Origin of the sequence: Lysobacter sp. M2-1 (assembly GCF_022662495.1) — a bacterium.
Lineage (GTDB): Bacteria > Pseudomonadota > Gammaproteobacteria > Xanthomonadales > Xanthomonadaceae > JAKPBU01.
This window is the reverse complement of sequence record NZ_JAKPBU010000001.1, coordinates 887501-912498: the sequence shown is the minus strand read 5'-3', so window position 1 is coordinate 912498 and position 24998 is coordinate 887501. Positions and strand designations below refer to the sequence as shown.

Here is a 24998-nt window from a genome sequence, read left to right as displayed (position 1 = left end):
CGAACACCATCGTGCGCCATCGCATCCGCCTCTCCGTTGACGGACGCGTGGGCGAAATCAGGCATAGCTCGCCTGCACCGCAACCCGCGTTCCGGCGCGTCCCGCGATGCGCAGCGCGTCACCGTGCTTTCCTCCCGCCGTCACGGGCCTGCCGTCCACCGTGGCCTGGACCAGGCGCCGTCCTTTCGGCAGGCGCAGGCTGAGCCAGATGCCATCGGGGGTGGTGGACGGCAGATCGACATGGCCCTCGATGCGCTGCGCCTGCGGATCGGCACGCAGGCTGAAACCGACCCTGCCCCAGCGGGTGGGCGCATCGGCGATGGCGATGTCCTGGCCGCTGACCAGCCACTCGCGCGGCACCGCGCGCGCCAGATGCAGCTGTGCGCCCGCGCTGTCCTCGAACACCAGCATCCAGCGCAGCAGCAGTGGAATGGTCAGCTGTGCCGGCATGCAGAACAACGGCATGCCGCCGGTGATGCCGCTGACCTCGCCCGCCGTCCAGCCGCCGCGCGTGTGCACGTGGTAGCGGTGCGCGTACAGGAACAGCAGGTATTCCTCGATCCGGTCCAGCCGCAGCAATTGCTGCGCATAGCCATAGGAAATGAAACCGAGCAGGTCGCGCGCGTCCTTGCTGGGCGGCGCGATGTTGGCGACCACGCCCAGGCTGGTGCCGCCGTGGCCGCGCACGCAGTCGATGACCAGATTGGCCAGATCGTCCGGCAGCACATCGGCCTGCAGCAGTTCGGCATAGACGCGGTGCGGCCATCCCTGTTCGCTGGGAGTTTCCTGCAGCAGCGACTGGCGGAAGGTCAACCTCATGCCGGGCAGCGGGCCGACATAGGGCGGCTTCAGGTCGTGGCGGACGTTGGCCCGCAGGCTGCGTTCGGTCTGTGCACGCAGCTGCTGCGCGCGTTCGCGCCAGCGCGCCGCCGCGGCCGATGCGCCGGTACCGCCGATATACGGCCACACCGCCGCGATATCCGCGAAACCGCGTGCGGCCAGGGCGCTGTTGGCGTAGTACGGCTTCCACCACAGCGTGGGATCGGGGAACAGGCAGGCGTCGGATTCGTTCCAGCCATGGATCAGGCCATGGCCCGGTGCGCCGGCGGGCAGCTTCAGACTTTGGTCGTGCAGTTCTTCCAGGATCTGCGCGGTGGCTTCGATCTTGCCGCGATGCTTGCGCAGCAGCGCGGTGTCGCCGGTGTACTGCAGATAGCGCGCCATCAGCGACAGGATCAGGCCGAACTGGCCGGTCTCCGGTCCGCGCATGTTGGGCATGCCGTCGGCCTGCACGAAATCGGTGAAGTAGCCATCCAGCACCGCCGCGGCCTGCTCGAAGCGGCCCCATTCCAGGTTGGCGTACAGCGAACTGGTGAAGATGTCCTGGAAGCCGTCGTACTCGTTGCCGTAGTAGTCGCGTTCCACCGCGCCGTACTTGGGATAGGTGCCGCCGGGGCGCACCACCAGTTCGCGCGCGAAGGCGAAGCGCGCCATGTCGTTCCAGCTCGGGTCCGGCAGCTCGGCCTCGATGGTGCCGCGCAACAGATCCTGCCAGTACCCGGCGAAGGCCAGCAGGCCGCGATAGAAGTCCTCGGCGGTGGCGCTTCCGCGGCGCGGCGGATAGTCGGGATAGCTGTGCGTATAGACCGTCTTCGTCGCCTTGCCGTTCTCCACCAGCACGCTGCGGTGCCAGGTCTGCACGACGAAGCGATCCGTGGCGCGCACGTCGGCGAACACCAGCAGGTCGTAATGGCGGCTCGGCGAGGTCGGCAGCATCTTGTGCACCGCTGGCATCCAGCCGCCGAGCAGCCCCTCGTGCCGACGCTTGATCAGGGCGACATCGCCCAGTTCGGCGAAGGCCTGCTCGGGCCGCCAGGTACGGCTGCGGCCATTGGGCAGGATCGGCATCGTGTCGATCGCTTCGCGGGTGCCAACGAAGGTGGTCCACGGCCAGCGTCCGTCGTGGTCCTTGGGGTCCAGCAGCGAGGCCGGCGGCGGCGCGGCGTCGCGCACTTCCTGTTCCGACGGATCGCCGTTGCGCAGCAGGTGGTCGGCGAGCAGATCGGCATCGGCCAGGGCGACATCGGCGAGCTTCATGCCGAAGTAGGGCGGCTTGTCGCTGGGAAACGCGGCTTCGGTACGCTTGCCCAGCACCAGCATGCCCGCGGCGCAAACGAAGCTGATCGCGCCATCGGGCGTGCGCAGGTCTTCATGAACGGTCCAGTCGACACCGTCCTCGCGGAAGGCGCAAAGGCGGGTATGGCCGGCCAGGCTGTCGTCCGCCAACGGCTGCAGCACGGGCCCGGCGCGCCCTGCGGAAGCGACGGCCGTGGCCGGCGTCGCCATGCCGTTGCCGGCGAAACCGGCGCCCGCCGCCGCGGTGGCGGCCAGGCCGCTTTGCAGGAATTGTCTTCTGTCCACGGCCGGCGCTCCTGCCCGTATTGCGCTATCCGGCCATGCTGCAGCAGGCCATCTACGATGTCTTGTCGGCGGCATTGCGCTTTCGTGCGGAATTCCGCATAGAGCCCTGCGCATCCGAAGCGGTGAAGCGACTGTTTCGGTCCGACCGGCCCGCAGCCGGGTCGGCGCCAGGGCTAGGGGCGCGGTGGAGTAGGATGCCCAGTCCCGAATCACGAGTATTCGACGTGAGTCCCGCACCCAACGACAAACCCAGTCGTGAGCTGGCCGAGGAGGCCGTGCGCGTCCTGCTGCGCTGGGCCGGCGAGGATCCGGCGCGCGAGGGCCTGCTCGACACGCCGTCGCGCGTGGTCAAGGCCTACAACGACTGGTTCAGCGGCTACAACGACGATCCGCGCGACTACCTGCAACGCACCTTCGAGGAAGTGGCCGGCTACGACGAACTGATCGTGCTGCGCGACATCGAGTTCGAAAGCCACTGCGAGCACCACATGGCGCCGATCATCGGCAAGGCCCATGTCGGCTACCTGCCCGACGGCAAGGTGGTGGGCATCAGCAAGCTGGCACGCGTGGTCGAAACCTATGCGCGCCGTTTCCAGGTGCAGGAAAAGCTGACCGCCGAGATCGCCACCGCGATCCAGGACGTGCTCAATCCTCGCGGCGTGGGCGTAGTCGTCGAGGCCGCGCACGAATGCATGACCACCCGCGGCATCCACAAGCGCGGCGTGAGCATGGTCACCTCGAAGATGCTGGGCAGCTTCCGCGACGATGCCCGCACCCGCGCCGAATTCCTGCAGTTCATCGACGTCGGGCCGGGTCGCTGACCGAGCGAGGGCGAGAAGTGCGCCACGCCACGCCGTGACCCGAGCTGGGAGAAGCCCCCGATGAATTTGCTGCTCCGTCTGCTCGGCGCCTGCTGGCTGCTATGCGCCGCGGGAGCGGTACCTGCGCAGGTGTCCGATGCAGCGCCGCCGCTCACCCTGCGCGTCGACCTCATGCACAGCGGCGATGCGAAACAGCAGCACTACGCGCTCGATCGCGTGGTGGTGGAGCCGCTGCCGTGGCCCGGCAATCCCGCGCGCCCGGTCGACCATACCGACCGCGGGCTCAACCGCTTCGAGGTGATCGATCCGCAGACCGGCAAGCTGCTGTATTCGCGCGGCTACAGCACGATCTTCGGCGAGTGGCGGACCACCGACGAGGCCAAGCAGAGCAGCCGCGGATTCCAGGAATCGCTGCGCTTCCCGAAGCCGGACCGACCGGTGCAGGTCAGGGTGCTGCAACGTGACGAGGGCAACGCCTTCGTCGAAGTGTGGCGCATCGATGTGGACCCGGCCGCGCTCGACGTGGTCCTGGAGAAACGTCCGGCACCGGCCGAGCCGATCGCGATCCGCAACAACGGCCCCTCGCCGGAGAAGGTCGATCTGCTGATCCTCGGCGATGGCTACACCCAGGCGGAACTGGCGAAGTTCGAGGCCGATGCGCACCGCCTGGCCGATCACCTGTTCAGCGTGTCGCCGTTCCGCGAGCGTGCACGCGACTTCAATGTGTGGGCGCTGGCGGTGCCCACGCGCGAATCGGGCGTGTCGCGACCGTCCACCGGCATCCACCACGACTCCGCGCTGGGCACGCGCTACGACATCTTCGGCAGCGAGCGCTACGTGCTGACCCTGGACAACCGCGCGCTGCGCGAGCTGGCCCAGTACGCGCCCAACGAGTTCATCGAGATCCTGGTCAACAACCAGACCTATGGCGGCGGCGGCATCTTCGGCCAGTTCAGCACCGCCGCGGCCAGCAACGACTGGGCGAACTACCTGTTCGTGCATGAGTTCGGCCACCACTTCGCCGCGCTGGCGGACGAGTACTACACCTCACCGGTGGCCTACGTATCCGGCGAGGAACGACCGGAGCCGTGGGAGCCCAATGTGACCGCGTTGCGCGATCCGGCGCGGCTGAAATGGAAACGCCACGTCGGTGCGGATACGCCTTTGCCCACGCCCTGGCCCAAGGCGGAGTTCGAGGCCTACCAGCGCGACAACCAGGCCAGGCGCGTCGAGTTGCGCAAACAGAACCGGCCCGAGTCGGAGATGAGCGCGTTGTTCGAGGCCGAACGCCGCTTCACGGAGGAGCTGGTCTCACGCGCGCCTTATCGCGACGCGATCGGCGCGTTCGAAGGCGCCAACTACCAGGCGACGGGGTACTACCGCTCGGAGATGCAGTGCACCATGTTCAGCCGCAGCGAGCGCTTCTGCCAGGTGTGCCAGGACGCGATCGCCGACATCATCGACCTGTATTCGCGCCCTGCGTCGGACTAGCGCGTGACCGGACCCGATGCCATGCGCGTATACGACTGCCTGATCATCGGCGCAGGCCCCGCAGGCCTGACCGCCGCGAACTATCTCGCCCGCTTCCGCCGCGACATCGTGCTGGTCGACGCTGGCGCCAGCCGCGCGCGCTGGATCCCGACCAGCCACAACTGTCCCGGCTTTCCCTCAGGGGTGGGCGGCAACGAACTGCTCGCCAGGCTGCGCGCGCAGGCCGAGACCTATGGCGTTCAGGCCGTGCCGGCCCGCATCGATTCGCTGCGGCGCGAAGCCGACAGGTTCGTCGCTGGCGCGGGCGACGCATGCTGGCACGCGCGACTCGTGATCCTGGCCTGCGGCGTGGTGGACAAACTGCCGGAGATCGACGGCGTGGAAGCGGCGATCGATACCGGTGCGGTGCGCCTGTGCGCGATCTGCGATGGCTATGAAGCGCGCGACGAACGGATCGGCGTGTATGGACCAGCGAACGAAGCCGTCGGCCACGCGGTGTTCCTGCGCACGTTCTCGCGCAGCGTGACCGTGGTGGCCAGCGATACCGACGCGCTCTCCGAGGACAAGGTTGCGCAGGCGCGGGACGCGGGTGTGGTGCTGTTGCCGCGTCCGGATTCGATCCGGATAGACACCGGGCGCTGCATTGCGACCCTGGCAAACGGCGAGCGGCATGCGTTCGACACGCTCTATCCGGTGCTCGGCAGCGATGCCCAGACCGGACTGGCCCTGGCCCTGGGCGCGCGCTGCGACGACAACGGCGAACTGGTCACGGACCGAGAGCAGCAGACCAGCGTCGATGGCCTGTACGCCTGCGGCGACATGGTCAGCGCGCTCAACCAGATCAGCGTGGCGGTGGGCCATGCGGCGATCGCGGCGACCGCCGTGCACAACCGGCTACCCGTCAACCTGCGCTGAGCTCAACCGAACGTGCGCAGGATCGAAGCCGCCGCCTCGCGACCTTCGTAGGCCGCGGTCACCACCAGGTCGGCACCACGCACCCCGTCGCCACCGGCGAAGATGCGCGGATGGGTGGTCTGGAACGGCAACGACATGTCCTGGGCATCCTGGGCGGAGGGCCGCAGGCCCGAAGTCGGAGCACCGACCCGGATGCGGCCATTCGCGTGCAGCTCGATGCCGTGGGCGTGCAGCCACTGCGGGGGATCGGGCTGGAAGCCGAAGGCGATGATCACCACATCGGCCGGCAGCTCGGATTCGCTGCCGGGCACGTTCTCCACGCTCTGGCGACCGCGCGCGTCAGCCGCGCCCAGGCGCGTTTCCACCACGCGCACGCCGCATACGGCGTCTTCGCCCAGCAGGGCCAGCGGCTGGCGGTTGAACAGGAACGCGACTCCTTCCTCGCGCGCGTTCGCCACCTCGCGCGCGGAGCCGGGCATGTTGGCCTCGTCGCGCCGGTAGACGCAGGTCACCTGGGCGGCGCCCAGACGCACCGCGCTGCGCACGCAGTCCATGCCGGTGTCGCCGCCGCCCAGCACCACGACCCGCTGGCCGCGCAGCTCGGGCAACTGCACCTCGTCTTCCCAGCCGGCGATCGGACGCGATTGCGCGCCGTCGCTGCCGTGCACGATGCGACCGTTGTGGACCAGGAAAGGCAGCGCCGGCAGCACGCCCTGCAGATCCTGGCCCGGCAGCCCGCCATCGGTATAGCGATAGGTGCCCAAGCCCAGGAACACGGCCTCGAAATCCGTCAGCAGCGTATCGATGGCGATGTCGCGACCGATCTCCACGCCGAGCCGGAATTCCACGCCCATGCCTTCGAGCACCTCGCGCCGCATCTGCAGCACGGAACGTTCGAGCTTGAAGGTGGGAATCCCGAAATGCAGCAGTCCGCCGATCTGCTCGTAGCGGTCGAACACGGTGGCCTGCACGCCAGCGCGGGCGAGCCGGTCGGCGCAGGACAGTCCGGCGGGTCCGGCGCCGACGATGGCGACGCGCTTACCGGTCGCGGGGGCCTGCGACAGGTCTGGCCGCCAGCCCTGCGCGAGCGCGGTGTCGACGATGTACTTTTCCATCGCGCCGATGCTCACCGCGCCGAAGCCGCCGTCGTGCAGGGTGCAGCTGCCTTCGCACAGCCGGTCCTGTGGGCAGACGCGGCCACAGATCTCCGGCAGCGGATTGGTTTCGTGGCAGAGCGCGGCCGCTTCGACGATGCGTCCCTCGCGCGCCAGTTCCAGCCATTGCGGGATGCGGTTGTGCAGCGGGCAGCCGTGCGCGCAGTAGGCGATGCCGCAGTCCAGGCAGCGTCCGGCCTGGTGCTGCGCCTCGGCTTCGCCGAAGCGCCCGTACAGCTCGCGCCAGTCGCCTTCGCGCCGCAGTTCCAGCGGAATGCGCGCCGGCATTTCCCGCGGGCGGTCGAGGAAATCGAATAACGGCTTGCGGCTCATGGCCCGAGCCCCAAGTGGCTAGGAATTTTCTGGAGGAAAGCCCCCTTGGTAAGGGGGCGCACAGAAGGGGTGGGGTTCGCCCATCCTGTGGGAGCGACCTTGGTCGCGAACGCGTTGGCTTTTGCGCCAGACGCCAAAGATCCGAAAGCCGAAGACACGAGAGCCAAAGGCAATCGCGACCAAGGTCGCTCCCACGAGACCCTCAGCATGTTCATGCCGCGCGCCTCAGATTCTCGCTCAGCGATTCCAGGCTCGCCGCCTTCGGCTTGACCAGCCAGAACTTGCCGAGGAAATCGCGCATCTCCCCGGCGATGCGCGCTGCCCACACGCTGCCGGTATGGCGCACATGCGCCTCGAGCAGATCGAGCAGGTGCGAGCGATGCGCGCCGAAGCCCTCGGAGTTGATCCGCAGGATGTCGACCAGCTCGTGGTTGTAGCGGTCGACGAAATCGCGGTCGAGGTCGAGCACATAGGCCATGCCGCCGGTGAAGCCGGCGCCGAAATTCAGTCCGGTACGTCCGAGCACGGCCACCACCCCGCCGGTCATGTATTCGCAGCAATGATCGCCGGCGCCTTCCACCACCGCGATCGCACCGGAGTTGCGCACCGCGAAGCGTTCGCCCGCGCGTCCGGCCGCATACAGCTCGCCGCCGGTAGCGCCGTACAGGCAGGTGTTGCCCATGATCGGCGCACTGCGCGCTTCCCAGCGCGCGCCCTGCGGCGGCCGCAGCACGATCCGCCCGCCGGCCATGCCCTTGCCGACGTAGTCGTTGGCTTCGCCATGCAGCTGCAGGTGCAGGCCGCCGGCGAGAAACGCGCCGAAGCTCTGCCCGGCGCTGCCGCTGAAGTGCAGGTCGATCGGTGCATCGGCCATGCCCAGATCGCCGTGCAGCCGCGCGATGCGGCCGGACAGACGCGCGCCGATGCTGCGATCGGTGTTTTCGATGTCGAACGCGAACGTGCCGCCCTGCTTGTGCTCGATCGCGCTGGCGAGCTCCGCGTCGAGCCGGGCGGACAACCCGGTCGGGGCGGGATGCAGCGCGGGTGCGCCGCAATGGCCACCCTGGGCCAGGCCGGTGGACGCCAGCAGCGGCGCCAGATCCAGGCCGTAGCTGGCGGAATCGTCAATGATCTGCAGCAGGTCGGTGCGGCCCACGATCTCGCCCAGGCTGCGCGCGCCCAAAAGCGCCAGCCATTCGCGCACTTCGCCGGCCACGCCGCGGAAGAAGTTTTCGACCTTCTCGGGCAGGCCGGTGAAATGATCGCGGCGCAGGCGTTCGTCCTGGGTGGCCACGCCCGTGGCGCAGTTGTTGAGATGGCAGATGCGCAGGTACTTGCAGCCCAGCGCGATCATCGGCGCGGTGCCGAAGCCGAAGCTTTCCGCGCCCAGCAACGCGGCCTTGACCACATCCAGCCCGGTCTTGAGTCCGCCGTCGGCCTGCACGATCACCCGCTCGCGCAGCTCGTTGGCCAGCAGCGCCTGGCGCGCTTCGGACAGGCCCAGTTCCCAGGGCGTGCCGGCGTAGCGGATCGAGGACAGCGGGCTCGCGCCGGTCCCGCCGTCGTGGCCGGAAATCGTGACCAGGTCCGCGCCGGCCTTCACCACGCCCGAGGCGATCGTGCCGACGCCGGCATGCGAGACCAGCTTCACCGAGATCAGCGCCTCGGGATTGACCTGGCGCAGGTCGTGGATCAGCTGGGCCAGGTCCTCGATCGAATAGATGTCGTGGTGCGGCGGCGGCGAGATCAGGCCGATGCCGGGGGTGGCGTGGCGCAGGCGTGCGATCAGCGCATTGACCTTGTGTCCGGGTAGCTGTCCGCCCTCGCCCGGCTTGGCGCCCTGCGCGACCTTGATCTGCAGGACTTCGGCATTGACCAGGTATTCGGGTGTGACGCCGAAGCGGCCGGACGCGACCTGCTTGATCTTCGAACGGCGTTCGCTGCCGTTGCGCGCGGGATCCTCGCCGCCCTCGCCGGAATTGCTGCGCCCGCCCAGGCGGTTCATCGCGATCGCCAGCGCTTCGTGCGCCTCTGGCGAGAGCGCGCCCAGGCTCATCGCGGCCGAGTCGAAGCGGCGCACGATCGCCTCGACCGGCTCCACCTGATCGAGCGCCACCGGCGTCGCCGCCGCGCGCAGCGCCAGCAGGTCGCGCAGCGCCGCCGGCTGGCGCGTGTTCACCGCATCGGCGTAGGCGCGCCAGTCCTGCGCATCGCCGCTTTGGGTGGCGCGCTGCAGCGCGATCACCACCTCCGGGTTGAACTGGTGGTCCTCGCCGTCGGGCATGTAGCGCAGCACGCCGCCGATCGCGGGCAGCGTGTTGTTGTTCCAGGCGAAGCGCGCACGCTCCGCGGTCTGGGCCTGCAATGCCTCGAAGCCCAGGCCGCCGATGCGGCTGGCCGCGCCGGCGAAGCACAGGTCGACCACCTCGCGGTCGAGGCCGACGATCTCGAACAGCTGCGCGCCGCGATAGCTGCCGATGGTGCTGATGCCCATCTTCGACAGGATCTTGAGCAGGCCCTTCTTGACCCCGCGCCGGTAGCTGCGGCCGATCTGTGCGGTTTCGCCGGACTTGGTCTTGAGGATCCCGCGCACGCCCAGGTCGTGCAGGGTCTGGTAGGCCAGATACGGATACACCGCGGTGGCGCCGAAGCCGAGCAGGCAGGCGATGTGGTGCGGGTCGCGCGCGGTTCCGGTTTCCACGATCAGGTTCACTGCGCAGCGCAGCCCGGCGCGGACCAGGTGCTGGTGGACCGCGCCGGTGGCCAGCAGCGCATGCAGCATCAGCGCATCGCGGCGCGGACGGCGATCGCTCACGATCAGCAGCAACACACCGCTGCGCGCGGCGGCTTCGGCTTCGCGGTTCAGGCGCTCGAGCGCCGCGCGCATGCCCTCGGCCGGATCGAAGTTGAGGTCGAGGTAGCGATAGGACGCGTCCGGCGCGGTGCCGAACAGCTCGGGTGCGCGCGCCAGCAGCTCGCGCAGCTTGCGCTGCGAGAGCACCGGCGAGTTGAGGTTGACGTGGCGCACCGCGTGCGGGCCGTCGTCGAAGATATTGCCTTCGCGGCCCAACTGCGTGGCCAGCGACATCACGCAGTCCTCGCGCAATGGATCGATCGGCGGATTGGTGACCTGGGCGAAGGCCTGGCGGAAGCGGTCGTACAGCGGGCGGTCGTGACGCGACAGCGCGGCCGGCGGGGTGTCGTCGCCCATCGAGCCGGTGGCTTCCTGCTCGGTCTCGGCCAGCGGGCGCAGCACGTACTCGCGCTCTTCGCGGGTCAGCTGGAACAGCTTCTGGAAGCCGGCCAGGGTGGACGCGTCGAATGGCGCATTGGCCAGCGCCGGATCGATCAGTTCGCTGTGCAGATAGGTCATGCCGCGCTGCAGCCAGCGCTTGTACGGCGCGCGTGCGCGGTTGATCGCGTCGATCGCTTCCGAGTCCAGCAGGGTGCCAGCATGCAGGTCGATCGCGATCATCTCGCCCGGTCCGAGCTTGCCCTTGGCTTCGATCTCGTCCGCCGGCATCGGCCACACCCCGGCTTCCGAGGCGATCAGCACGTGCCGGTCGCGGGTGCGCAGCCAGCGCGCCGGTCGCAGCCCGTTGCGGTCCAGCGAGCAGGCCGCGTAGCGCCCATCGCACAGCACGATGCCGGCAGGCCCGTCCCAGGGCTCGCTGTTGAGCGCGTAGTACTCGTAGAACGCGGCCAGCTCGGTGTCGCGGTATTCCAGCGACTGGGTCGCCGGCGGCACCAGGATGCGCATCGCCTGCAGCAGATCCATGCCCCCGGCCTGCAGCACTTCCAGCATCTCGTCCAGGCTCTGCGAATCCGAGCCGTCGTTGCGCACCAGCGGATCGAACTCGCGCAGATCCAGTCCCGGCGCGCGCCACGCGTGCGTGCGCGCCTGCGCCCAGGCGCGGTTGCCGGCGATGGTGTTGATCTCGCCGTTGTGGGCGAGCCGGCGGAACGGCTGCGCCAACGGCCAGCGCGGCTGGGTGTTGGTGGAAAAGCGCTGGTGGAACACCACCGCGCTGCTGGTCAGGTCGCTGCGCTGCAGGTCGGGATAGAAGCGCGCCAGCTTGACCGGCAGCACCATGCCCTTGTAGCCGATGCTGTGCGCGGACAGGCTGACTACATAGGCATCCTGCAGCGAGCCGGCGGATGGTTCCGATCTGGACAATTCGCGCAGGCGCTGTTCGGCGCGGCGGCGGCCCAGGAACAGCGCGCGCTCGAAGGCCACCGGATCCATGTCGACCGGCGCATCGACGAACACCTGCTCGATCCGCGGCAGCGAGCGGCGCGCAAGCGGGCCGCAGGCATCGGCATCAATCGGCACCGCGCGCCAGCCGGCGATCTGCACACCGGCGCCCTCGAGCGCCTGCGCCAAGATCGTCCGCACCCGTGCGCACGCGTCATCGTCATGCGGCAGGAACACCAGCCCGGCGGCGAACCGCGCAGCCAGCGCGATCCCGGCCTCGTTGGCCAGCGCGCGCAGCCAGGGTTCCGGCGAGCGGATCAGCAGCCCACAGCCGTCCCCGCTCTCACCATCGGCCGCGATCCCGCCGCGATGGCTCATCCGGGCCAGCGCTTCGAGCGCGCGTTCGATCAGGGCGTGCGTCGGCCGGTCGTCCAGCTGCGCGATCAGGCCGAAGCCGCAGGCGTCGCGCTCGCAGGACGGGTCGTAAAGAGCGGTGGGTGGCTGGTGAGAGGGCATTGGACTCCGCGGCGGGTTTCGCCCGGCGACGGCATGCCGCGGTGCGCAGCGGTTGCTGTGCTCCGGCCATCCGTCCTCGGGGCTACCCCGAATAAAGCACACGTTTGTGCGCTGCCGCAAATGTTCCAGGCGTAACCAATCCAATTCACCCGGGCGATATTGCAATTCAAATCTACCCGGGTCATATTACCGCTCCCATAAATGTCGATTTCGCCATGCAAGCCACCCCGGATACCCGCTGTACCGCCTTCGCCGGTACCCGCCGCATCGCCTCCGGCGCCCTGCGCCACGTTGCGCTGGTCGCGCAGCGCGAGCTCCAGTCCAACGACCCGCAGGCCGGCAGCGAGCCGATCCTGATCTTCGACGAGCGCACCAGCCACCTCATCGAAGTCGACCTGCGCGGCAGCTCCGCGGACCTGCTCAAACGGCTGGCGGAGTCCGACGTGGCGGTGCGTGCGGACGTCGAAGACCTGCCGGAGCCGCGCAAGGGCCCCGGCCGGCCCAGGCTGGGTGTGGTCGCGCGCGAGGTGACCTTGCTGCCGCGCCACTGGCAGTGGCTGGCCGCGCAACCCGGCGGCGCCTCGGTCGCGTTACGCAAGCTGGTGGAGGATGCGCGCCGGGCCAATGCCGGCAACGACCGCAAGCGCGCCGCGCAGGAATCCGCGTACCGGTTCATGGCCACGATGGCGGGCGATGCACCCGGCTTCGAGGAGGCGACGCGCGCGCTGTTCGCGGGCGACGCATCGGCGTTCGAGGAACGCATCGGTGCATGGCCGGACGATGTGCGCGATCATGCCGCGCTGTTGGCGGCAGACGCGCTGCGAGATTGAGCGCGAACGCCCTTCGCGCAAGCATCCTTCATCAAGACAACGCCATGACTTCACCTCCCCTCGCCAACGGCGCGCGCAAGGCTGCGCTTGCCTTCATCTTCGTCACCGTGCTGATCGACGTGCTCGCCTTCGGCGTGATCATCCCGGTGCTGCCGCATCTGGTGCAGCAATTCGTGGGCGGACGTACCGATACCGCGGCCTACTGGATCGGCGCGTTCGGCTTCGTGTTCGCCGCGATCCAGTTCGTGACCTCGCCGGTGCAGGGCGCGCTGTCGGATCGCTACGGCCGGCGGCCGGTGATCCTGCTGTCCTGCCTGGGGCTCGGGCTGGACTTCATCTTCATGGCGCTTGCGCCCTCGTTGGCGTGGCTGTTCGTCGGCCGGATCATCTCGGCGATGACCTCGGCCAGCTTCACCACGGCCAATGCCTACGTCGCCGACGTCACTCCGCCCGAACGGCGGGCGAAGAGTTTCGGCATGATCGGCGCGGCGTTCGGCGTGGGCTTCATCATCGGTCCGTTGATCGGCGGTTTCCTCGGCGACATCGATCTGCGGCTGCCGTTCTGGTTCTCTGCGGGGCTGGCGCTGCTCAACTTCGGCTACGGCCTGTTCGTGCTGCCCGAATCGCTGGCGCCGGAGCACCGTGCGCCGAAGTTCGACTGGTCGCACGCCAATCCATTCGGTTCGATGAAGTTGCTCGCGCGTTATCCGCAGGTGTTCGGCCTCGCCGCGGTGGTGTTCATCGCCAATCTGGCGCACTACGTGTACCCCAGCATCTTCGTGCTGTATGCGGACTACCGCTATCAGTGGGGACAGAAGGAAGTGGGCTACGTGCTGGCCCTGGTCGGCGTGCTCAGCGTGATCGTCAACGTGTTGCTCATCGGCAAGGCGGTGCAGTGGCTGGGCGAGCGCCGCGCCTTGCTGTGCGCGCTGCTGTGCGGGGCGGCGGGATTCACCATCTACGGGTATGCGTACGTGGGCTGGATGTTCCTGGTGGGCCTGCCGATCAGCGCGCTGTGGGCGATCGCGGCGCCGGCGACACAGGCCCTGATCACGCGCCAGGTCGGGCCGGACGTGCAGGGCCGGATCCAGGGCGCGTTGATGAGCCTGGTGTCGATGGCCGGCATCGTCGGCCCGGCGATCTTTGCCGGCAGCTTCGGCTGGTTCATCGGCGACGCGACGCCGGTGCACCTGCCTGGCGCGCCGTTCTACATCGCGGGCGGTCTGCTGCTGGCGGCCGCATTCGTGGCATGGCGCTTTGCACCACGCACCGCGACTGTGGCGGCGTCGCAGCCGGCATGATCGGTAGGTGAAGCCTTCAGCAATGCTGCGTGCATTGACGGAAGGCAGACGCGCAGCCACCTAAGGTCGACCGTTCCCGGCCAGGTGAACGGACATGACCGATCTGCACATCGCGCCCAGCGGACCGGCGCGTTACGAATCCGCCTGTGTGCCGCCCACCGCGACGAACGCGCACCGCCGCGCGCTGGGACCTGCCATGGGTATCGGGTGCCTATCGCGTGGCTCCATGGAGCCGCGCGCAAGCCCGTCTGCCTGGCATGGTCGCGAAATGTCCGGATCCAGAGGAAGGCGATGAGCGGGGCCGCCGCTTCGACCCGCACCGCCGCGAAAGCGGCCCGGCGCGCAGGTCTGCGTTATGTCAGCGACCAGGCGCCGGGCATCCGCCGGGTACGCAGCGGGCGCGGGTTCACCTATCGCAAGCCGCGCGGTGGGGTGGTGCGCGACGCGCGCACGCTTGCGCGCATCCGCAAGCTGGCGATTCCACCGGCCTATACCGACGTGTGGATCAGCACCGATCCGCGCGGACACCTGCAGGCGACCGGACGCGATGCGCGCGGACGCAAGCAGTACCGCTATCACCCCGACTGGAACGCAGAGCGCGGCAGCGGCAAGTTCGACCGCATCGTCGCGTTCGGCAGGGCGATGCCGAAACTCCGCCGGCGGGTGCGAGCCGACCTGAAGCTGCCGGGCTTTCCGCGCGACAAGGTGGCCGCGATCGTGCTGTCGGTGCTGGCCGAGACCATGATCCGGGTGGGCAACGACGAATACGCGCGCAGCAACGGTTCGTTCGGCCTGACCACCCTGCGCGACCGTCATGTGGAGTTCCTGCGTGGTGGGCGCGCGCGTTTCCGCTTCCGTGGCAAGAGCGGGCAGGACCACGAGGTCGTGCTCGACGACAGGCGGCTGGTGTCGCTGGTGCGTAGCTGCCAGCAGCTGCCGGGTCAGGTGCTGTTCCAGTACCGCGACGATACGGGCAAGCGCCAGCCAATGGGCTCGACCCTGGTCAATGCCTACCTGCGCGATGCCATGGGCGAAAACTTCACCACCAAGGATTTCCGCACCTACGCCGGCACGCTGGCCGCGTTCCAGCTGCTCGCGCGTACGCCGCACCCTGTCGGCCGCCGCGGACGTGCGCCGGGCGAAAGCGCGTTCGCCGCCGCGGAGAAGGAGGTCGTGCGCCAGGTCGCCGACGCGTTGGGCAACACGCCCGCGGTGTGCCGCAAGGCCTATATCGATCCGGCGGTGTTCGAGGCCTGGCGCGCGGGGACGCTGGCGCAGGCGGCAGGCAAGCCCACGGGCGCACGCCAATGGGAACAGACGGCGCTGCGATTCCTGGCGCACGCGCATCGAGCCGGCTAGGGTGCCGAGCCGATCGGGATCTGTCTCAGGATGAATGCGCGGCGCGTTTGCGTCGAAAATTTCAGATCTTCATCCCCGCGCAGCCGGCGACCCAAGGACGTTGCTGTTGTTCTTCTGAGGTCAACGCCATTCACCCTACGGGCGCAGAGCTTTCGCCTTTCGGCGAGTTACTTTCTTTGCTGGTGCAAAGAAAGTAACCAAAGAAAGCACCTGCTCGTGAAGTCAACACCGCTCAGGGTATGTGCAGTGTCGTCGCCATTTTCGCAGCGGACATCCTTGTCCGCTCCGAAAACGGCCGGCATCCATGCCGGCCGCCCTCCGGGTGTCCGGATGCGGGCCGCGAGTACAGGTTCGAGAGAGTCAAGCCAAAGGCCAAAGTTCCGTGAGCTAGGGCTATCTGGCGGCTCCAGTTATACCGGCCTCTGACTTTCGAAATCCTGCAGCAGTCAAACGCAGTCGGAAACCCCGGAGGGGCGGCGGCCATGGATGGCCGCCGTTTTCGGATCGAGCCATGGATGGCGAGTCCGAAAATTCCTTCGCCGCCCACACTTCTTGAGCGACTTGTCGAGGAAGGTGCTTTCTTTGCCTACTTTCTTTGCACCAGCAAAGAAAGTAGGTCGCCTTCAGGCGAAAGCTCTACGGCCGAAGGGCGAAGGCTATTGACTCCAAAAGCAACAGCAGCGTCCTGGAGACCAGCGCTTCGCGCTGTTGAAAAGCGCTTGCCGCCTCCGCGGGGATGACGCGCTAAAAATATACCGGCGGCTTCACCCCCCCTTCTTGCCGCCAGCACGAGAATCCGCGGCACATCCTGCGTGGAGCAAGCCAATGTCCAGATGCGACGTGTGCGGCAACGACTACGACAAGGCCTTTACCATCACCCAGGGTGACCGGTCCGGTACCTTCGATTCGTTCGAATGCGCGATCCATGCCATGGCGCCCAGCTGTGCGCACTGTGGCTGCAAGGTGATCGGCCACGGCGCCGAGCACGACGGCACCTACTACTGCTGCGCGCACTGTGCCCGGCATGACGGCGTGAAGGGCATCGACGACCGCGTCTAGGGCGCGATCGCGGCGGATCATCGGGCGTACGCACTCGCGTGCGGCCGACAGGTGGGCGCTAAAGCTGCCCCGGCGGCACCGGTATCAACAGCCAGAATGCGACTCCGTGTTGGGCCCATCGGGTCGCGACTTCGGTGCCGATCTCGAGCAGCACGTCGAAGCCGACCGGATCGGCCTGCTTCCAGTCATGGGTGTGGTCGAGCAGCAGCACGTAACCCGGTGCGGGCAGCCACGACAGATCGTCCAGGCAATCGGCCAGCGCATCCCAGTTGCGGCCGAACCAGTCGGGGAAGTCCAGCGCCTGCGCGATCCGCGCCAGCACCGCCTCCTTGTCTTCGCAGCCCTGCAGGTCGATGCGCACGAAGGCGAACTCGAGCCGTTCGGCCGCTTCGGCCAGCGCGTCGCCTCCGCCGGCATCCACGTAATAGGCGCCCGAAGCCGTGTGGTCGGCCAGCATGGCGCTCAGGTCGACTGTGTTCATCGCACAGCCTCTGCATCAGCATCGATCCGCCGGAAGCTGCGGTAATGATCGGTGGTGTAGAAGAATTCGGCGGGTGGATGTCCGCCGGTGACGATGCGGCGCGCACCGCGATCGCGCTCGCCGGGCGTGTCGACGGTGTACTCGCGATAGTAGCCACTCGGGCGCTGCGGCAGCAGATGCTCGCGGTTGTGGAAGACGCCGCCGTCCTGCCGATAATGGAACGGGCCGCCGGCGCGGATGCGCTGCAGCGTGTCGACGGCCTCGACCGTCAGCGATGCGGACGCGGGGGCACGCGGCGTGCGCGCATCCGGCGTTGCGACGGGCGGCGGCCCGTCCGCAGGCGCTGGCGCGGTCCGCCACCAGTTCCAGGCGGCGAACAGCGCCAGCGCGAGCAGGATCCAGGCGGTGCGACGCGGCATGGCGCGATCATGCCATGCGCATCGCGCCGCACCCTCAGCCGCAGCGCACTTCGGTCACGACGTTGTTGTCGTCCACCTGCAGGTTGAGCCGGCCTTCGCGGAACTCCATCGTCACCATCTGACCGGGCTTGAGCGTGCGCGCGACCTGCGCGCCGGCGTCCTTGCGCGCCTGTTCGACCACCTCGGCCGTGGCCTGTTTGCCGACCGCGGACTGCGCGGCGTCGGCGTTGCAGCCTTCGGTACTACCGGGCGGCAGGCTGGCAGCATCATCATCGTTCGGCGTCGCGGCGCAGGCGGCGAGCGACAGCGACAGGATCGAAGCCAATGAGACGCCGCGGATTGCGATGGACATGTGAGAGTTCTCCTTGTCGGGAAAGTGTTCGGCCGCGGAAGTATTGCCGCGGCCGCGTGTGTGCGGGATAAATGCAGCGCATGCAGCCCTCCACCGACAAGCCCTTCGCCCCCGCCTGCGAGCGCAACCGCGCGCCGATCCTGTCGGTGCTGCAGCGCTGGTTCGCGGATCGGAACCAGGTGCTGGAGATCGGCAGCGGTACCGGCCAGCACGCGGTCCATTTCGCCGCCGCGATGCCGCAGCTGCAATGGCAGGCCAGCGACCGCACGGAGCATCTGCCCGGCATCCGCGCGTGGCTGGACGAAGCCGCGCTGCCGAATACGCCCGCGCCGCTGGCGCTCGACGTCGCGCGCGGACCGTGGCCGGCCGCCCGTTTCGATGCCGCCTTTACCGCCAACACCCTGCACATCATGGGCTGGCCGGATGTCGAGGCGCTGTTCGCCGGCCTGGACCGGGTGCTGGGCGCCGATGCCGTGTTTGCGGTCTACGGACCCTTCAACTATCGGGGCGACTACATCAGCGCCAGCAACCGCGAGTTCGATGGCTGGCTCCGGGCGCGCGATCCGCATTCGGGAATTCGTGATTTCGAGGCGGTCGACGCGCTGGCGCGCGGCATCGGTCTGCGCCTTGTGGAAGACGCGGCGATGCCGGCCAACAATCGCTGCGTGGTGTGGACGCGCGCTGCGGCATGACTTCCGGCAGCCCGTGAGTGCACGCCGGATTGCTTAGGATGGGGATCGATCCGTTCTGGAGCCTGCCGTGATCTGTCGTTCCCTGCTCGCCAGCGCCCTGCTGCTCGCCACCGCCGGCGTTGCCCGCGCCGAAGTGCCCGCTCCGCAGGACACGCCATACGCGCCGGGCACGATCGTGCTCGAGGTCGATGCCACCGATACCGCGCAGCGCATCTTCCGGGTCAAGCAGACGATCCCGGTCGCGCCCGGCCCGCTGACCCTGCTGTATCCGCAGTGGCTGCCCGGCAATCACGGGCCGCGCGGACCGATCGACAAGCTCGCCGGCCTGGTCATCAGCGCCGGCAATGGCCAGAAGCTCGCCTGGAAACGCGATCCTGCCGACGTCTACGCCTTCCATCTGGAAGTCCCGCAAGGCGTGACGTCGATCACGACCGAATACCAGACGCTCACGCCGGCCGATACCACGCAGGGGCGCGTGGTGATGACGCCGAACATGCTCAACCTGCAGTTCAACACCGTGGTGCTGTACCCGGCCGGGCACTACGCCAGCCGCATCGACTACGACGCGCGGGTGACCTATCCGGCAGGCTGGCAGGCCGCAACCGCGCTGGACGTGGAGCGCAAACTCGGCGATGCCGTGGACTACCAGACCGTACCGCTCGACATCCTGGCCGATTCGCCGGTGTTCGCCGGTCGCTACTTCAAGACCATCGATCTCGGCGCGGCTGGGGATAAGCCGGTGCGCCTGAACGTGGTCGCCGATGCGGCCAAGCAGCTCGAAGCCAAGCCCGATCATCTCGAGCAGCATCGTGCGCTGGTGCGCCAGGCGCTGAAACTGTATGGCGCGCAGCATTACGACCACTACGACTTCCTGCTCTCGCTGAGCAAGCAGATGTCCGGCATCGGTCTGGAACACCAGCGCTCCAGCGAGAACGGGGTGGACGCCGACTATTTCAGCGGCTGGGACAAGAAGATCGGCAGTACAGATCTGCTCGCGCACGAGTACACCCATTCGTGGAACGGCAAGTACCGCCGTCCTGCCGACCTGTGGACGCCGAACTACAACGTGCCGATGCAGGACAGCCTGCTCTGGGTCTACGAAGGCCAGACCCAGTACTGGGGTGCCGTGCTCAACGCGCGCGCCGGACTGCGACCGATCGATGCCGCACGCGACGCGCTCGCGCTGACGGCGGCCACCTATGCCGACAATCGCCCCGGCCTGCAGTGGCGCAGCGTGCAGGACACCACCAACGACCCGATCATCACCCCGCGCGGCGGCAAGCCCTATCGCAACTGGCAGATGAGCGAGGACTACTACTCCGGCGCGCAGCTGATGTGGCTGGAAGCCGATGCGCGCATCCGCAAGCTCACCAACAACCGCAAGTCGCTCGACGACTTCGCGCGCGCGTTCTTCGGCGTCGACGACGGCGTGTGGAAGACCCAGAACACCTACACCTTCGACGACGTGGTGGCCACGCTCAACGGCGTGGTCGAGAGCGACTGGGCGGTGTTCCTGCGCGAGCGCCTGGACGGCAAGGTCGGCCTGACCGGCGGCCTGGAGGCGAGCGGCTGGCGCCTGGTCTACAAGGACGAGCCCAGCGCGCTGGCCAAGGCGCGGGCCAAGGAAGGCGATGGCGGCGCCGACTATACGTATTCGATCGGCCTTGTCGCCGGCAAGGACGGCAGGATCAACGAAGTGCGCTGGGACGGACCGGCCTTCAATGCCGGCGTCGGCACCGGCATGAGCCTGGTCGCGGTCAACGACATCGAGTATTCGCCCGAAGCGATGGAGGACGCGATCAAGGCGGCGAAGACCGGCACCGCGCCGATCCGGCTGCTGGTCAAGGAGTTCGATCGCTACCGCACGATCAGCGTGGATTACCACCAGGGGCTGCGTTTCCCGCACCTGCAGCGCATCGTGGGCACGACCGATTATCTGACGCCGATCCTCAGCGCCCGGAAATAGGCGAAACCTGTAGGAGCGCCGTGTCCCGGAGTCCGCGTCGCTTCGAAGCGGCGCTCCTACACGAAGGCCTGACGCTCTAGCCTACGGCAGCGGCACCGCGTCGCTCAGCGGCGACACGCCGGTTTCGTTGAACGCTTCCACCGCCACGTGGTAATGCTCATCGCGATTGAGCGCGCGCAGTTCCAGCGTCGTCGCCGCATCGGAAAAGACCTGGTAGCACAGGGTCAGGCGATCGGGCCGCAGGCCCCAGCACACGTTGTAGCCGACCGCGCCCGGCTGCGCCTGCCAGCGCACGAAGCCGTTGCGGCGGTCGCGATCGCGTCGCACCGTCGGCGCGGACGGCTTCGCGGGCGCGGCGCCATCGGCATTGCCGAACACGCGAAGATCCGAGATCGCCAGGTGCTTCGCGCCCACATGCCCGTGCACATAGCGCACGTAGCGGGCGCGCACAGGCTCGGGCAACGGCACATAGGCGTTGGGCCGGTCGCGACGGTCGCGCGCGTTTCCGACCTCGGCCAGAGTGCGCCAGTGGCGGCCATCGTCCGACTGCTGCAGGGTGAATTCGGTGTAGATCTGCGGCCCGTCCGCGAACACGCCAGACGCATAGTCCGCGTAGTTGACCTGCACCGCGCGTACCGTCTTCACCGCACCGAGGTCGAGCGTCAGTGTTTCGCCTTTGGCATTGCGCGCCGCGACCCAGAAGGTGCGCGGGTTCTCGTCCGCGGCACTTGCCGGATCGAACGTCTCCAAAGTCGAGGATGCAGCCGCGGTTTTGCGGTACGAAAGCAGCATCCAGCCGGTGAACAGGCGCTGCGGATCGTCGACCGCGCCATCGGGCATCCAGTGCGGGAAGTCGCCGAAGCGGGTCGACACGCGCATCTGCCCGTCGCTGTAGAACGCAGCCGGCCACAGGCCGATGCGGCGCTCGAAATTCCAGTTGTGACCCACCCACGGTGTGCCGCTGTTCCACCAGTTGCCGTGCGCGTCCTGGAACGTCGAGCCGTGGCCGGCGCCGATGACGAAACCGCCGGGCTTGTAGGCCACCGGGTTCCACGGCGCGTAGGTGAATGGACCGAGCGGCGAATCGCCGACATAGGTCCCGTTCGCGTAGGCGTTGTACTCGGTGCCGGGCGCGCCGTACTGCAGGTAATAACGGCCACCGACCTTGTTCATCCATGCGCCTTCCATGAAGGGCAGCGTGGCCTCGTCGCGGTGGTCCTGGCCGAAGCGCTCCCAGCCGTGGCGCTTCGGATCGAGCTTGAACAGCACCTTCGGCTCGCCGATGTAGGTGAAGCTTTTCGGTTCGATCTCGATGCCGTAGATCGGGTAGATATTCGATGAGTTCCAGTACATGTACCAGCGCCCGTCGTCGTCCGCGAACAGCCCCGGGTCCCAGGGGCCGGGCGGAATCTTGCCCTTGGGCAGGGCGTAGATGTCCTGCCCCGGCGGCACCGCGTTCGGGAGTTTGGGCATGCGCCGGGTGAGGAACTCGAACTGCCCGGTGTCCGGGCGCGTGGTCACCAGCACCGCGCGCTGGTCCATCATCGACGGCATCAGGATCAGGCGCTTGCCGTCGGAGATCGCCGCCGGCGCCACGATGCTTTCGAACGGCCAGCGGCTGGGCGTGATGAAGGTCCAGTGCAGCAGGTCCGTGGATCTCCAGTAGCCGTCGGCGAGGGTCTGGAACAGGTAATACGCATCGCCATGAGGCACGAACACCGGATCGGCACCGGTGCGGTAGGAAATCTTTTCGTTGATCTGTTCGAAGTTGTAGCGGTAGTCGATGTCGAGCGGATTGGCGTAGGTGCGCAGTGGGGATTGCTCCGCCTCGGCCCACGTCGTCGTGCAGCACAGCGCGGTGCCCAATATCATCGTCCGGATTCTGCACTGCATTCGCACCATCGTCTGACTCCGTGGGCCGATGTCGGTCCGCGCCGTCGGCAAGGCGCCGCGGCGCGCCATCGTACGCGACGCGGTTCTGGAAAAGCGCGAAAGCCAATGCGTGGGCGGTTGTCTGGCGCGGCGTGACTCGTGCGCGCGTGAGGGCTCAGCGCGAGGCGACTGCCTCGCCGCGTTCCTGTCGCTCGAACGCGTTCTCGAGCAGCGGCACCAGCGCCGCGGTATAGCGCTCGGCATCGACGCGGGAAAGATGCGACCACTCCGGCAGGTCCAGCCCCTGCATCGCCGGATAATCCTCGAAGTGCACGCCTGGCAGGCCAGTGCGCGCCAACAGTAAGTCCCAGGTCTGGGCGCGCGGCATCTGCGACTGTTCGAAGGCGTAGTAGCGGCCGGCGCTGGGAGGGCGCACGAACACGATCCGTACGCCACGCGCCTGCAGTTGCTTCACTGCCTTGAGCGCGCGTGCGATCTGCGCGTCGATCGCGGCCTGCTTCTTCGCAGGGTCGTCCACGCCGATCCGCCCGGTGGGCCGCGCGCCGAATCTCTCGGCCCAGATGCTTCGTGCCAGCGCGCGATATGCGGGATCGGATTCGACCCGCGACCACAGATGTGTATTGCGGTCCAGGCCGGGCATCACCATCAGCTTGCGCACACGCGTGTCAGGCGTCATGCCAGGCCGTAGTGGCCAGGCCTGCCGGCGCAGTACCGTCGGTAGTGCAAAATCCGGCTCGTAGAAGGCGAACCGCGATTCGAGCAGGTGCCTGCTCAGCCAGTGGCCGATGCGCTGCGAGGGTCCGCGTTCGTGGTAATGCTTCACCACCGCGCCGCGGTACGCGTAGCCGCTGAAGAACAGGTCCGGCGTGACATCGACCACCACGCGCCCGGTGAAATCCGGATCCGCGGCGAGGTCCTCCAATATCGGCAGTGGCGAAGTGCCCTCCAGTGCCAGCTGGATCGGGCGTTCGCCTGCCAGACGCTCCCATACCGGCAACTGCACGTCGAACAGCAGCCGCGACGTGCCGACCAGCACGGTCGCATCGCCTTCGCCTGCGTCGATCCGCGCACGCTGCTCGGCCCAGGCGCCGGCGCTGTTGCGGTAGCCGGGCGTGGGATCCCAGGCCCGCCAGTACGCTTCCCAACCGACCAGCAGCAGCGCTGCGCCGAGCATGGCGCCGACGAAGATCCTTTTCCACGGCTGCGCGGGTACCTCGCGTTCGGGCACGGGCTGGGCGACGCCGGGTCGGTCCGAAGCGGTCTGGCGCACGAAGCCGGGCCGAGCGAAGCGCTCCAGCACGTGTTCCATGCCTGTCGCGGTTACGGCGCCGAGGGAATCAGAACTGGCGGCTTCAGAACCGGCGGCTTCAGAACTGGAAATAGATGAAGGCATTGCCCGTCCCCTGTGTTGCGATCACGGCGAACAGCATCAGCGCCCATGCGCCCGACAGCACCAGCGGCCGTCGCCGGGCGATGAAGGTTTCCAGCGTCTGCAGCCGCATCAGCCAGTGCGCGGTGACGATCCCGGCCACGATCGCCAGCACCGGCACCAGGTCCGCGATCGCCAGGATCGGCGCCGCGCCGGCATTCAGCCCGACCATACCGCGCAGCAGCGACCAGGCCTCGCCGAAGCTGTCGGCGCGGAAGAACACCCAGGTCACGTTGATCAGGGTGTAGGTCAGCAGCGCCAGCGCGACCAGCGCCAGCGGCCCCGGCCGGTAGCCGGAGAACCGCGCGCGCAGCATCCGCTCCGCCGACAGGTACAGCCCGTGCAGTCCGCCCCAGACCACGAAGGTCCAGCTCGCGCCGTGCCACAGGCCGCCGAGCAGCATCGTCGCCATCAGCGCGAAATAGGTGCGCGCCGGTCCGTGGCGGTTGCCGCCGAGCGGGATGTACAGGTAATCGCGCAGCCACGCCGACAGGGTGATATGCCAGCGCCGCCAGAAGTCGGAAAATCCGATCGCCGCGTAGGGGAAACGGAAGTTGTCCGGCATCGCGAAACCCAGGCACATCGCCGCGCCGATCGCGGTGGTCGAATAGCCGGCGAAGTCGCAGAAGATCTGCCCGCTGAAGGCGAGCGTGCCGGTCCACGCATCGAGCGCACCGACCACGGTACCCGGCCGCGCATCGAATACGGCCTCGGCGACCGGGCCGAGGAAGCCGTCGGCCAGCACGACCTTCTGGAACAAGCCCAGTGTCATCAGCGCCAGGCCGAAGCGCAGCTGGTCGCCGCTGGCACGGCGCTCGTGCGCGAACTGCGGCACCAGTTCGGTCGGGCGCATGATCGGGCCGGCGACCAGGTGCGGAAAGAAGGTCACGAACAGCGCGTAGTCGAGGAAGCTGTTGGCCGGCTTCGCGCGGCGCAGGTAGATATCGAGCGTGTAGCTAAGCGTGGCGAAGGTGTAGAACGAGATGCCCACCGGCAGCACGATGTCGAGCGCCGGCGGCTGGTAGACGACGCCGGCGGCGGCCATCAGCGCGCTGAAGTTCTCCAGCAGGAAGCCGCCGTACTTGAAGTAGCCGAGCATGCCGAGGTTGACCACCACCGACAGCAGCATCCACGCGCGCCGCGCGGTCGGTCCTTGCGCGCTCACCAGCTTTTTCGCCGCCCACCAGTCGACCACGGTCGAGACCCACAGCAGGATCACGAACGGTGGGTTCCACGCGGCGTAGAACAGATAGCTGGCGATCAGCAGGTTGAATTTCTTCGTGGTCCAGCGCAGCGGCATCGCGTGCAGCAACAGCACCAGGGCGAAGAACACCACGAAGGTGAGCGAATTGAAGACCATCGGCGCGCACC

The 24998-nt window shown here is 67.9% G+C and carries 18 protein-coding genes; 9 read left to right on the top strand and 9 right to left on the bottom strand.

What is annotated here, in order from left to right; translation table 11 throughout:
* Positions 1 to 57: 57 nt before the first annotated feature.
* On the bottom strand, positions 58 to 2421 hold the full coding sequence (locus tag MC375_RS03980) for a Tat pathway signal protein (protein WP_242102009.1): 2364 nt from the start codon (positions 2419 to 2421) through the stop codon (positions 58 to 60).
* A 224-nt stretch (positions 2422 to 2645) separates the two neighbouring features.
* Between MC375_RS03980 and folE the strand changes: the two genes are divergently transcribed.
* Genes folE through MC375_RS03965 form a run of 3 tightly spaced genes read left to right on the top strand, consistent with a single transcriptional unit; the run spans position 2646 to position 5648 of the window.
* A complete protein-coding gene (gene folE, locus MC375_RS03975) occupies positions 2646 to 3242 on the top strand; it encodes a GTP cyclohydrolase I FolE (RefSeq protein WP_242102008.1) in 597 nt (198 codons plus the stop codon).
* Between the two features lie 60 nt (positions 3243 to 3302).
* Complete coding sequence (locus MC375_RS03970) at positions 3303 to 4733, top strand: IgA Peptidase M64 (RefSeq protein WP_242102007.1); 1431 nt, start codon at positions 3303 to 3305, stop codon at positions 4731 to 4733.
* Between the two features lie 3 nt (positions 4734 to 4736).
* Positions 4737 to 5648, top strand: coding sequence for an NAD(P)/FAD-dependent oxidoreductase (locus MC375_RS03965; RefSeq protein WP_242102006.1), 912 nt, complete (start codon positions 4737 to 4739; stop codon positions 5646 to 5648).
* A gap of 2 nt (positions 5649 to 5650) precedes the next feature.
* On the opposite strand, the gene MC375_RS03960 is transcribed toward MC375_RS03965, so the two are convergent.
* A complete protein-coding gene (locus tag MC375_RS03960; RefSeq protein WP_242102005.1) occupies positions 5651 to 7135 on the bottom strand; it encodes an FAD-dependent oxidoreductase in 1485 nt (494 codons plus the stop codon).
* A gap of 211 nt (positions 7136 to 7346) precedes the next feature.
* Positions 7347 to 11846 (bottom strand): glutamate synthase large subunit, encoded by a 4500-nt coding sequence (gene gltB / locus MC375_RS03955; protein ID WP_242102004.1) that lies wholly within the window; start codon positions 11844 to 11846, stop codon positions 7347 to 7349.
* Positions 11847 to 12061: 215 nt separating this feature from the next.
* Here gltB and MC375_RS03950 point away from each other — a divergent pair, with 215 nt between their 5' ends.
* The 4 genes from MC375_RS03950 to MC375_RS03935 all read left to right on the top strand — a co-directional run bounded on the left by MC375_RS03950 (position 12062) and on the right by MC375_RS03935 (position 16395).
* On the top strand, positions 12062 to 12676 hold the full coding sequence (locus MC375_RS03950) for a DUF2239 family protein (RefSeq protein ID WP_242102003.1): 615 nt from the start codon (positions 12062 to 12064) through the stop codon (positions 12674 to 12676).
* A gap of 44 nt (positions 12677 to 12720) precedes the next feature.
* A complete protein-coding gene (locus tag MC375_RS03945; protein WP_242102002.1) occupies positions 12721 to 13977 on the top strand; it encodes a TCR/Tet family MFS transporter in 1257 nt (418 codons plus the stop codon).
* Between the two features lie 291 nt (positions 13978 to 14268).
* A complete protein-coding gene (locus MC375_RS03940) occupies positions 14269 to 15336 on the top strand; it encodes a DNA topoisomerase IB (RefSeq protein ID WP_242102001.1) in 1068 nt (355 codons plus the stop codon).
* 825 nt (positions 15337 to 16161) lie between these two features.
* On the top strand, positions 16162 to 16395 hold the full coding sequence (locus MC375_RS03935) for a hypothetical protein (RefSeq protein WP_242102000.1): 234 nt from the start codon (positions 16162 to 16164) through the stop codon (positions 16393 to 16395).
* Positions 16396 to 16453: 58 nt separating this feature from the next.
* Here MC375_RS03935 and MC375_RS03930 read toward each other — a convergent pair whose 3' ends face one another.
* The 3 genes from MC375_RS03930 to MC375_RS17775 are packed head-to-tail and all read right to left on the bottom strand — an operon-like array spanning position 16454 to position 17647.
* Positions 16454 to 16876 carry a barstar family protein gene (locus MC375_RS03930; RefSeq protein WP_242101999.1) on the bottom strand — a complete coding sequence of 141 codons (423 nt, stop codon included), beginning with the start codon at positions 16874 to 16876 and terminating at the stop codon, positions 16454 to 16456.
* The gene (locus MC375_RS17780) at positions 16873 to 17295 is read right to left on the bottom strand and encodes a ribonuclease domain-containing protein (RefSeq protein ID WP_345779250.1); all 423 of its coding nucleotides are present in this window, start codon (positions 17293 to 17295) and stop codon (positions 16873 to 16875) included. Before MC375_RS17780 ends, MC375_RS03930 begins: the two co-directional genes overlap by 4 nt.
* Before the next feature lie 34 nt (positions 17296 to 17329).
* The gene (locus MC375_RS17775; protein ID WP_345779249.1) at positions 17330 to 17647 is read right to left on the bottom strand and encodes an I78 family peptidase inhibitor; all 318 of its coding nucleotides are present in this window, start codon (positions 17645 to 17647) and stop codon (positions 17330 to 17332) included.
* Between the two features lie 80 nt (positions 17648 to 17727).
* Between MC375_RS17775 and MC375_RS03915 the strand changes: the two genes are divergently transcribed.
* Together MC375_RS03915 and MC375_RS03910 are read left to right on the top strand one after the other, a co-directional pair.
* Complete coding sequence (locus MC375_RS03915; RefSeq protein ID WP_242101998.1) at positions 17728 to 18339, top strand: DUF938 domain-containing protein; 612 nt, start codon at positions 17728 to 17730, stop codon at positions 18337 to 18339.
* A gap of 67 nt (positions 18340 to 18406) precedes the next feature.
* Positions 18407 to 20305: a hypothetical protein gene (locus MC375_RS03910; protein WP_242101997.1), complete on the top strand. Its 1899-nt coding sequence runs from the start codon at positions 18407 to 18409 to the stop codon at positions 20303 to 20305.
* Positions 20306 to 20386: 81 nt separating this feature from the next.
* On the opposite strand, the gene MC375_RS03905 is transcribed toward MC375_RS03910, so the two are convergent.
* The 3 genes from MC375_RS03905 to MC375_RS03895 form a co-directional block, all read right to left on the bottom strand.
* Complete coding sequence (locus tag MC375_RS03905; RefSeq protein WP_242101996.1) at positions 20387 to 22177, bottom strand: family 43 glycosylhydrolase; 1791 nt, start codon at positions 22175 to 22177, stop codon at positions 20387 to 20389.
* Between the two features lie 175 nt (positions 22178 to 22352).
* Positions 22353 to 23507 (bottom strand): hypothetical protein, encoded by a 1155-nt coding sequence (locus MC375_RS03900; RefSeq protein WP_242101995.1) that lies wholly within the window; start codon positions 23505 to 23507, stop codon positions 22353 to 22355.
* A 58-nt stretch (positions 23508 to 23565) separates the two neighbouring features.
* Positions 23566 to 24987, bottom strand: coding sequence for an MBOAT family O-acyltransferase (locus MC375_RS03895; protein WP_242101994.1), 1422 nt, complete (start codon positions 24985 to 24987; stop codon positions 23566 to 23568).
* Positions 24988 to 24998: the final 11 nt, after the last annotated feature.

Bases quoted from the DNA above. Each gene is read 5' to 3' on its own strand.
- MC375_RS03915 (WP_242101998.1), top strand. From the start codon at position 17,728: ATGCAGCCCTCCACCGACAAGCCCTTCGCCCCCGCCTGCGAGCGCAAC.
- gltB (WP_242102004.1), bottom strand. From the start codon at position 11,846: ATGCCCTCTCACCAGCCACCCACCGCTCTTTACGACCCGTCCTGCGAG.
- MC375_RS03900 (WP_242101995.1), bottom strand. From the start codon at position 23,507: ATGGAACACGTGCTGGAGCGCTTCGCTCGGCCCGGCTTCGTGCGCCAG.
- MC375_RS17780 (WP_345779250.1), bottom strand. From the start codon at position 17,295: ATGCCGCGTCGCACCGCCTGGATCCTGCTCGCGCTGGCGCTGTTCGCC.
- MC375_RS03905 (WP_242101996.1), bottom strand. From the start codon at position 22,177: ATGATATTGGGCACCGCGCTGTGCTGCACGACGACGTGGGCCGAGGCG.
- MC375_RS03940 (WP_242102001.1), top strand. From the start codon at position 14,269: ATGAGCGGGGCCGCCGCTTCGACCCGCACCGCCGCGAAAGCGGCCCGG.
- MC375_RS03935 (WP_242102000.1), top strand. From the start codon at position 16,162: ATGTCCAGATGCGACGTGTGCGGCAACGACTACGACAAGGCCTTTACC.
- MC375_RS03945 (WP_242102002.1), top strand. From the start codon at position 12,721: ATGACTTCACCTCCCCTCGCCAACGGCGCGCGCAAGGCTGCGCTTGCC.
- MC375_RS03950 (WP_242102003.1), top strand. From the start codon at position 12,062: ATGCAAGCCACCCCGGATACCCGCTGTACCGCCTTCGCCGGTACCCGC.
- MC375_RS03930 (WP_242101999.1), bottom strand. From the start codon at position 16,876: ATGAACACAGTCGACCTGAGCGCCATGCTGGCCGACCACACGGCTTCG.
- MC375_RS03970 (WP_242102007.1), top strand. From the start codon at position 3,303: ATGAATTTGCTGCTCCGTCTGCTCGGCGCCTGCTGGCTGCTATGCGCC.
- MC375_RS03895 (WP_242101994.1), bottom strand. From the start codon at position 24,987: ATGGTCTTCAATTCGCTCACCTTCGTGGTGTTCTTCGCCCTGGTGCTG.
- MC375_RS17775 (WP_345779249.1), bottom strand. From the start codon at position 17,647: ATGTCCATCGCAATCCGCGGCGTCTCATTGGCTTCGATCCTGTCGCTG.
- MC375_RS03960 (WP_242102005.1), bottom strand. From the start codon at position 7,135: ATGAGCCGCAAGCCGTTATTCGATTTCCTCGACCGCCCGCGGGAAATG.